This window comes from Methylobacterium sp. WL8 (genome assembly GCF_008040045.1).
Lineage (GTDB): Bacteria > Pseudomonadota > Alphaproteobacteria > Rhizobiales > Beijerinckiaceae > Methylobacterium > Methylobacterium cerastii.
Map to the genome: position 1 here is coordinate 47,347 of NZ_VRVF01000031.1, position 8,006 is coordinate 55,352.

General features: G+C 70.9%; 10 protein-coding genes. 7 read left to right on the forward strand and 3 right to left on the reverse strand.

The features are described 5' to 3' along the window. Positions 1-123: 123 nt before the first annotated feature. The 6 genes from FV234_RS13120 (at position 124) to FV234_RS13145 (ending at position 3,959) form a co-directional block, all read left to right on the forward strand. Positions 124-384: a hypothetical protein gene (locus tag FV234_RS13120; protein ID WP_147752514.1), complete on the forward strand. Its 261-nt coding sequence runs from the start codon at positions 124-126 to the stop codon at positions 382-384. A gap of 101 nt (positions 385-485) precedes the next feature. Next, complete coding sequence (locus FV234_RS13125) at positions 486-911, forward strand: DUF2934 domain-containing protein (protein WP_147829671.1); 426 nt, start codon at positions 486-488, stop codon at positions 909-911. A gap of 223 nt (positions 912-1,134) precedes the next feature. Continuing rightward, complete coding sequence (locus tag FV234_RS13130; RefSeq protein ID WP_147752516.1) at positions 1,135-2,469, forward strand: MFS transporter; 1,335 nt, start codon at positions 1,135-1,137, stop codon at positions 2,467-2,469. Positions 2,470-2,587: 118 nt separating this feature from the next. Further along, positions 2,588-2,878 (forward strand): hypothetical protein, encoded by a 291-nt coding sequence (locus tag FV234_RS13135; protein WP_147752517.1) that lies wholly within the window; start codon positions 2,588-2,590, stop codon positions 2,876-2,878. 4 nt (positions 2,879-2,882) lie between these two features. Continuing rightward, positions 2,883-3,563 carry an HAD family phosphatase gene (locus tag FV234_RS13140; protein ID WP_147752518.1) on the forward strand — a complete coding sequence of 227 codons (681 nt, stop codon included), beginning with the start codon at positions 2,883-2,885 and terminating at the stop codon, positions 3,561-3,563. A 171-nt stretch (positions 3,564-3,734) separates the two neighbouring features. Then, positions 3,735-3,959: a hypothetical protein gene (locus FV234_RS13145; protein WP_147752519.1), complete on the forward strand. Its 225-nt coding sequence runs from the start codon at positions 3,735-3,737 to the stop codon at positions 3,957-3,959. A gap of 166 nt (positions 3,960-4,125) precedes the next feature. Here the strand turns inward: FV234_RS13145 and FV234_RS13150 are convergent, their stop codons facing one another. The 3 genes from FV234_RS13150 to FV234_RS13160 all read right to left on the reverse strand — a co-directional run bounded on the left by FV234_RS13150 (position 4,126) and on the right by FV234_RS13160 (position 5,454). Then, a complete protein-coding gene (locus tag FV234_RS13150) occupies positions 4,126-4,437 on the reverse strand; it encodes a hypothetical protein (RefSeq protein ID WP_147752520.1) in 312 nt (103 codons plus the stop codon). A 116-nt stretch (positions 4,438-4,553) separates the two neighbouring features. Continuing rightward, entirely contained in the window at positions 4,554-4,934 is a 381-nt protein-coding gene (locus tag FV234_RS13155) for a DUF6481 family protein (protein WP_147752521.1), read from the reverse strand. A 310-nt stretch (positions 4,935-5,244) separates the two neighbouring features. Further along, the gene (locus tag FV234_RS13160) at positions 5,245-5,454 is read right to left on the reverse strand and encodes a cold-shock protein (RefSeq protein WP_147752522.1); all 210 of its coding nucleotides are present in this window, start codon (positions 5,452-5,454) and stop codon (positions 5,245-5,247) included. A 572-nt stretch (positions 5,455-6,026) separates the two neighbouring features. Between FV234_RS13160 and FV234_RS13165 the strand changes: the two genes are divergently transcribed. Next, positions 6,027-7,952 (forward strand): autotransporter assembly complex family protein, encoded by a 1,926-nt coding sequence (locus FV234_RS13165; protein WP_246685429.1) that lies wholly within the window; start codon positions 6,027-6,029, stop codon positions 7,950-7,952. Positions 7,953-8,006: the final 54 nt, after the last annotated feature.

Genomic DNA, 8,006 nt, shown 5'->3' on the forward strand with positions numbered 1-8,006 from the left:
ACCGAGGTTCGGTATAAGTCGCCCTTCCCTCCGAAAATCTTGAATGCGACGCGGCGGCCGGGCGGGGGAACCTCCGGCGGCCGGGGTCGCTTGTCGAGCGCTGAGCGCCTGGAGTGTCAACGCATGTTCGGTTCCTGGTACAAGCTCGGGATGGACGCCACGATGCTGGCGTTCGAATCCCAGCAGGTGATCGGCATGCGGCTGATCAAGATCGCGGCGGGCGGCGCCGTGGGCCAGGCCGAGGCGCAGCGCATGGTCACCGAGAAGGTGGTGGCGGCGGGCGAGGCAGCGCTGATGGTGGCCTCCGGCGCCTCGACCGCGAAGGTCATCGCCGGTTATCGGCGCAAGGTCCGCGCGAACGCGCGCCGGCTGTCGAAGGGCTGATCCTTCTGCGGGGGAGGGCGGTTTCGCACCGCAGCAACCCGTTAACCGCGCCTTAACCACCGGCTTTCATCGTTTCCCAGGGACAGCAACGGGAGACGGACATGGATGTCATCGAGCACCGGGTGCGCGAGCGCGCCTACTACATCTGGGAAGACGAGGGCCGCGTGCACGGCCGCGCGGACGCCCATTGGCTGCGCGCCGAGGCCGAGGTCGCCGCGCCGGCGCCGATCCTGACGATCGAGGCCGTCGCCGCGACCGGCCTGGCGCCGAGCCCGGCCAAGACCCTCAAGCCCCGCGCCAGCCGCGCCAAGGCCGTCGCGAAGCCCGCCGAGGTCGCCGCGAAGCCGGTTGCCAAGACAATATCTGCCAAGACCACCGCGACCAAGGCTTCGGCCTCCAAGACGTCAGCCCCCAAGACCCCCGCTTCCAAGACGGCGGCCCCCAAGGCTCCGAAGGCGCTCGCCGCCGCCGGCCTCGCCGCCAAGCCGAAATCCGCCCGCGCCGCCACGGGCGCCAGCCTGCACTGAGGCGCCGCACGGCCCTTCGACGTCGACCGCAAGAGCCCGTCCCTCGCCCGAGGGGCGGGCTCTCGCCGTTCGAAGGGCCCTTGTCGTTCGAACGGCTCTTGATCGTTCGAAGGGCTCTTGTCGCCGTCCTCGCCCTTCTCGGACGGCGTCGGATGCGGGATACCCGGTGCTTCGGCCGCGCGGGACGGGTTCGCGTCTTTCCGAGAGCAGGGTTTTGGTCCGCATGCCAGACGCCGTCGCCGGGAGCGGGGCCGCCGCGCCCGCATCCGCCAAGCCGTCCTTTCTGAGCCACCTCGCCGACCGGCGCATCGCAGCGATGCTCGGGCTCGGCTTCAGCTCCGGGATTCCGTTCCTGCTGGTCTACGTCACGCAGTCGGCCTGGCTCGCGGAGGCCAAGGTGCCGATCGGCATCCTCGGGCTGCTGAGCGAGCTGACGCTGGCCTACAAGTTCAAGTTCCTCTGGGCCCCGTTCCTCGATCGCTACGACGCCCCCATCCTCGGGCGCTGGCTCGGCCGGCGGCGCGGCTGGATCGTCGCCACGCAAGCCGGCGTGGCGCTGACGCTTTCCGGCATCGCCTTCGGCGACCCGGCGCATTGGCTCGCCTGGACGGTGGTGTTCTCGCTGGCGCTGGGATTCGCCGGCGCGACGCAGGACGTGGTGATCGACGGCTGGCGCATCACCGTGGCGCCGGCCGAGCGGCAGGCGCTGATGTCGTCCTTCGCCGAGGTCGGCTGGCGGGTCGGCAACCTCGCGGCCGGCGCCGGCGCGCTCTACCTCTCCGACGCCTACGGCTGGCGCGCCGCCTACCTGTGCATGGCCGTGCTGATGGCGCCTGGCATGATCGCGGCGCTGATGGCGCCGGAGCCGGAATCCGATCGGAACGCCGCCCATGTCAATTCCCAAGCCCGCGCCGGCTTCGTCGAGACCGTGATCGCGCCGATCCGCGAGCTGATCACGCGGCTCGGGCCGATGGCGGTGCCGATCCTCGTGATGGTCGCGGGCTTCCGCATGCCCGGCTACGTGTCGAGCGCGATGGCGATGCCGCTGTTCAAGAGCCTGCACTACTCCAACACCGACATCGCCACGGTGACCAAGCTGTTCGGCTTCGGCGTCGCGCTCTCCGGCACGTTCCTGGCGAGCTTCGTGGTGCCGCGGATCGGCATCCTGGCGAGCCTCGTCGCCGGCACCGTGTTCGGCTCGGCCTCGCACCTCGCGCTCGCCTACCTCGCGATCCACGGCGGCGACGGGGGCGGGGCGTTCTGGACCTTCGCCGCCGCCGTCAGCATCGACAGCTTCGCCTACGCCTTCGCCTCGATCGTGCTGATCACCTACATGTCGTCGCTGGCCTCAAGCGAGCACGCAGCGAGCCAGTACGCGCTGCTCACCTCGCTCTGTGCGCTCCCCGGCAGCCTGCTCGCCGGCGCCTCCGGCTTCATCATCGAGGATGTCGGCTTCGCCTGGTTCTTCGTCGGCACGGCGCTGCTCGGCGTGCCGGTGGCGATCCTGTGCGTCTACGTCTGGCGCGTCCACCCGCGCACCGACGCTCCGGCGGGCTGAGGCTCCGACACGCGGCGTGGAACGGGGGCGAAGCTGTACCGTTGTCCGACGAGACGCATTTGCCGGTGAAGGCGCGAGCGCGCCGCGCGCGCGCCGCCCGTTCCGTCACGAGGATCCGATGACACTCCGCACAGCCGGCCTTCTCCTCGCCCTGCTCGCCGTCCCGGCCACCGCGCAGGCGCAGGTCTACCGCGACCGTCCGGCGGCGGGTCCCCTCGGTGAGACCGTGCCGATCACCGTCGGCGGGCGCGCGCCCTGGCAGCCGGCCTGGGCCTACGATTCCGGCGGCGACAACGACCGGCGGCCGGAGCTGCCCTACTATCAGCAGGGCCGCGGCCAGCAGACCGGGGGCCCCACCCGCAACCTGCTGCCCGACGACGGCTTGCGCCTCGTCCCGATTCCGCGCTGATCCGATGAAAGCCGCGATCTTCGACATCGACGGGACGCTGCTCGACAGCGTCGACCTCCACGCGGAAGCCTGGGTCGAGGCCTTCCGCCACTTCGGCGTGGAGACCGACTTCGCCGAGGTCCGCAGCCAGATCGGCAAGGGCGGCGACGAGCTGATGCCGGTCTTCCTGTCGGAGGCGCAGCTTCGCGACCAGGGCGAGACGATCGAGGCCTACCGCTCCGACCTGTTCAAGCGGGACTACCGCGACCGGGTGAAGCCGTTTCCGGGGGTGCGCGCCCTGTTCGAGCGGCTTCGCGCCGACGGCACGACCATCGCGCTGGCCTCCTCGGGCAAGCGTAGCGAGGTCGAGCACTACCAGAAGGTGCTCGGCATCGAGGACCTCGTCGACGCGGCCACCAGCTCGGACGACGCCGAGCGCTCGAAGCCCCATCCGGACATCTTCCAGGCGGCGCTGAAGCGGCTCGACGACGTCGATCGCAGCGAGATCGTGGTTTTGGGCGACACGCCCTACGACGCGCAGGCCGCCGGCAAGGCCGGGCTCGCCACGATCGGGCTCCTGTGCGGCGGCTTCCCCGAGGCCGACCTGCGGGCCGCCGGCTGCATCGCGATCTACCGCAGCCCGGAGCATCTGCTCGCGGATTTCGAGGCCTCGCCCCTGGCGAAACGCAAGCCCGGCGACGGGTGATTCGCCAGCTTGCCCACTCTTGTCCCCGCATTCCTGGCATGCGTGTGGCCGGGATGCGACGCAGTCTCGCGCCGGCTACGGACAGCGCGCGATAAGGCTGGCGCCGGCGGCGCGAAAGGCGTAGCCACCCCGCCGGAACTTCCTGGGATCCTTCTGAGGACGGGGCGGATCATGCAACAGACGGCCGAGACCAGCGTACAGACCTGGATCCCCTGCATCGACAGGCCCCTCCACGAGCGGATCGCGGAGGCGGTCCAGAGCCGCGCCACGCCGATCAGCCAACTCCTCCGCTTGATGTCGGCCCTCGACGCCGAGGGCAACGCCCACGAGAACCTGGCCAACGAGAACCTGCGGCTCCAGCTCCGCGCCCGCATCGGCGCGCCGCTGAGCGCCTGACGCCCGGAATGGCGACGGCGCCGGCGATGCTTGCGTGTTGAAGTCATCGGCTTCGACCAGCGCATGCCGGCGGCGTCCTCGAAGCCGGATCGGCGGTTCGGCCCGAGCCCCCGATGCGCTCGCCGCCACGGCGAGCCGTGGCTTCGACCATCCGAATGTCTGGTCGCTAAGGCTGGACCCAGAGGCAGGCCGACTCGCCTTTCACGGCGAGGCATTCGAACGGCGCGCCGCCGATCATCGCGCGATGCTCGACGGCCCCGACGTCCGCGCGGGAGACTGCCTTGCATCCGGGCCGGCCGGCGGCCGCGGCGAGGGCGGCCGCGCGATCGGGATTGGCCGTCGCGAGAAGGCGCAGCGAGACGAGCGTGTCGCAGGCGGCGATCCGGTCGTCAGGCTCCGCGTGGGCCGGCGTCACGAGCAGGACGGTGAAGCAGATCGCGGCCCAGCGCGCACGATGTCGGACGTCCCGCGCGATCATGATTTTCCTTCGGCATCCACGGACAGGGCGGCTTGCCCTCCTCGGAAAACGGCAACGCCGTCCGCGGCTAACGGACGGCGTCGTGTGGCGGCCGGATGCGCTGGCGCGTCCGGGATTCAGCGCTTGGTCTTCACCTTGGCCTTGCGGGCGGCGTAGCGGGCATCGCGAAGTTCCTTCTTCGCGGCGAGCTCGGAGGCTTTGCGCTCCTGCAGCGCGGCGGCCTCGGCGGCCTCGCGGGCGATCTGAGCGGAAAGCTCGGCCTCCTCGCGGGCGCGCTTCTCTTCCGCGGCCTGCTTCTCGGCGGCGATGCGGGCGGCCTCGCGCTCACGGGTGCGGGTTTCGCGGGCCTGGACGAGCTCGGCGCGGGCCTTGGCCTTGGCGATCATCTCGGGGTCGTCGGCCGGGGGGCGCGCCTTGAACTTGGCGAGCAGGGCAGCCTTGGCGGCTGCGGAATGCTGACGGCGGTCGTCGAAATTGCGATAGTCGAATGCGCTCATCTGACCTTTCTCGTACGGTGTCTCACTTCGGGGTTTCGGGAGCGTCCGCGCCGGATCAATCCGTGGGACGGGGCCGGGGGAACGGGCCCTGCAGCAAAGCGTCTTCCGCCCTGCGGCGGATCGAAAAAGCCAATGACCGAGCGCTTGCCGGCATGCAACCTGGACGTCATCGGGAAATCGTGACGAAGCGCGGAAATCGTCGTCGCGCCACCCAAATCCAGCCACGGATGCGGAAATGCCGCAGCGCCGTGACAGCAAGTGACTAGGTTGACGCCCCCGGACTTCAAGTCCGGAGGCGTCGTCCGTCGGATCAGGCAGCCTGGAGGTTCCCGGCCGACTGCTTGCCGGTGCGCTTGTCGTTCTCGATCTCGTAGGAGAGCTTCTGGCCCTCGATCAGGTTGCGCATGCCGGCGCGCTCGACTGCCGAGATGTGGACGAACACGTCTTTGCCGCCGTCATCCGGCTGGATAAAGCCGTAACCCTTGGTCTCGTTGAACCACTTCACGGTGCCCGTGCTCATGGCGCCTACCTCCGTCGTATCAGATGTGTTGACCCCGCCGGCCCGAGCGGCTGTCCACGCGTGGGGATGGGCGAGGGAGTATGGATGTCGAGATGGAATGTCAGTCGAAGCAACGCCCTTGCAAGAGGCTAAAGGGACAGCGGGCGGAGCAACCCGGCGGCGGCCGGCAAGCATCGACGCAGTCGCAGAGGTAGGTCGCGCCCGGGCGTCTGACAAGAGTGCGGCCAACGGTGGCGCCGACCGTCGCGGCGCCCGCCGAAGGTTGCCGCAGCCGGCCCGGGCAGATAGGCTTGACCGCGTGCGCGATGGGGTCCTGGCGATCGACCCCGCGCCCGATCGACCCCGGATCCGGCTCGGGCGGGGGACCGGCGGCGGCCTTCCTTAAGGCCTGCCGTGGCATGATCGGCATCGCGGCAACGGGGGGACTTCGAAATGATCGCGACGGATCGTTCGCACGCCGCGAACCTGCAGCGCACGGCTGGCCGCCGGGCGTGACGCGACGCAACCGGGACCGACCGCGCGTTCGGAACGGCACGCGCGACGGCGCTCGGGCCGGCGCCGTCCTCAGCTCCATCGTCGCCGCCGGCCTGTCGCTGTCCGCCGCGCCGGCCGCGGCCTTCGACCTGTTCGGGCTGTTCGGCTCCGAGGAGGAACCCCTGGCCCCGAGCGCCGCGGCGCTGCCCTACGCGCTCAAGATCCAGGGCACCGACGATTCGGACCTGGAGAAGACGCTGGAGGACACCTCGACCCTGCACCGCCTGCGCCGCGAGCCGCCGCCGGACGGGGAGGGGTTGGTGCGCCGCGCCGAGGCCGACATCCGGCGCCTGCCCGACGCGCTCTCCGGCTACGGCTACTACGCCGGCCGCGTCACCGTGCGGATCGAGGAGGTGGTGCTCGGCGGCGAGGCCTCGCTGATCGCCGCCGCCCGCGCCGCGGAATCCGAGCGCGCCCGCGCCCTGGTCCCGGTCCGCATCGCGGTCGATGCCGGGCCGCTCTACACGATCCGCACCGTCACTGTCCGCGATCCGCAGGGGCAGGCCTTCCCCGAAGACGTGCTGCCGCCGCGCTTCACCCGGGTCGACGACGACACCCCGGCGCGCTCCAGCCTGGTGCTCGCCCGCGAGGCGAAGATCGTCGACCGCTTCCGCGAGCGCGGCCACCCCTTCGCCAAGGTGGTGTCGCGCGATCCCGTCGTGGACGACGCCGCCCACGTCATGGACGTGACCTTCACCGTCGACCCCGGCCCGCGCGCCGGCCTCGGCGCGGTCGCCGTGCGCGGCACGAAGGACATCGACCCGGCGGTGGTGCGCTCCTTCATCTACGCGGAGCCGGGCGACCCGTACTCGCCCAAGGCGCTCTCCGACATGCGGCGGGCGCTGGTGAAGGTCGAAGGCCTCGGCTCGGTGCGGGTGCGCGAGGGCGAGGCGCTGGACGGGCAGGGCAACCTGCCGATCTTCGTCGACGTGACCGAGCGCGACCGCAACCTGATCGGCGTCTCGGCGCGCTACTCCACCGTCGACGGCCCCGGCATCCGGGCGACCTACGCCAACCGCAACCTGTTCGGCGGCGGCGAGACCATCCGCCTCGACGCCGACCTGTTCTACCTCGGCAACGACCTCTACGCGACGCAGCGCAAGCTCGCCGGCATCGAGTCGAACGGGCTCGGCGGGCGCTTGTCGGCCACCTTCGTCAAGCCGGCGCTCTGGGGCACCCGCAACGACCTGATCGCCAACCTCTTCGCCGGCCGCGAGGCGCAGCAGAGCTACGTCGCCGACGCCGCCGGCGGGACGCTCGGCGTCCGCCACCGCTTCTCGGACACGTTCTACGCGCAGGTCGGCGTCGAGGGGCAGGCGGGCCGCGCCCAGGACGCGCTGGGCAAGGTCGACTACCGCCTGGTCGGCATCCCGGTCTCGGTGTCCTACGATTCCACCGACAACCTGCTCGACCCGACCAAGGGTGTCCGGCTCACCGCCTCGGCGACGCCCTATGCCGGCTTCCTCGGCTCCGATCCGTCGATCTTCGTCGCCAAGGCGCAGGGCTCGACCTACTACGCGCTGGACGACGAGGCGCGCTACATCCTCGCCGGCCGCCTCGGCTTCGGCTCGATCTCCGGCGCCAGCCTGGAGGACATCCCGGCCAACATCCGGTTCTTCGCCGGCGGCGGCGGCTCGGTGCGCGGCTTCCCCTATCGCACGCTCGGGCCGCGCGGGCCGTTCAACCTGCCGGTCGGCGGCCGGAGCCTGCTGGAAGCCTCGTTCGAGGCCCGGATCAAGATCACCGACACGATCGGCGTGGTGCCGTTCTTCGATGCCGGCACCGCGTTCGCCGGCTCGCTCCCCGACTTCGACGAACGCATCCGCACCGCGGTGGGCCTCGGGCTTCGCTACTACACCGGCATCGGCCCGATCCGCGTCGACGTCGCCCTCCCGCTCGACCGGATCAAGGGCAACCACGAGCGCCCGGTCGCGCTCTACATCAGCCTCGGGCAGTCGTTCTGATGGGAATCTGGGACACGCGACGCGGCGCCTTCTCCCAGGGGGAGGGGGCTGGGG

What these genes read in the sequence shown, in the direction of transcription:
- FV234_RS13120 (WP_147752514.1), top strand. Translation starts at nt 124, where the DNA reads ATGTTCGGTTCCTGGTACAAGCTCGGGATGGACGCCACGATGCTGGCG.
- FV234_RS13125 (WP_147829671.1), top strand. Translation starts at nt 486, where the DNA reads ATGGATGTCATCGAGCACCGGGTGCGCGAGCGCGCCTACTACATCTGG.
- FV234_RS13130 (WP_147752516.1), top strand. Translation starts at nt 1,135, where the DNA reads ATGCCAGACGCCGTCGCCGGGAGCGGGGCCGCCGCGCCCGCATCCGCC.
- FV234_RS13135 (WP_147752517.1), top strand. Translation starts at nt 2,588, where the DNA reads ATGACACTCCGCACAGCCGGCCTTCTCCTCGCCCTGCTCGCCGTCCCG.
- FV234_RS13140 (WP_147752518.1), top strand. Translation starts at nt 2,883, where the DNA reads ATGAAAGCCGCGATCTTCGACATCGACGGGACGCTGCTCGACAGCGTC.
- FV234_RS13145 (WP_147752519.1), top strand. Translation starts at nt 3,735, where the DNA reads ATGCAACAGACGGCCGAGACCAGCGTACAGACCTGGATCCCCTGCATC.
- FV234_RS13150 (WP_147752520.1), bottom strand. Translation starts at nt 4,437, where the DNA reads ATGATCGCGCGGGACGTCCGACATCGTGCGCGCTGGGCCGCGATCTGC.
- FV234_RS13155 (WP_147752521.1), bottom strand. Translation starts at nt 4,934, where the DNA reads ATGAGCGCATTCGACTATCGCAATTTCGACGACCGCCGTCAGCATTCC.
- FV234_RS13160 (WP_147752522.1), bottom strand. Translation starts at nt 5,454, where the DNA reads ATGAGCACGGGCACCGTGAAGTGGTTCAACGAGACCAAGGGTTACGGC.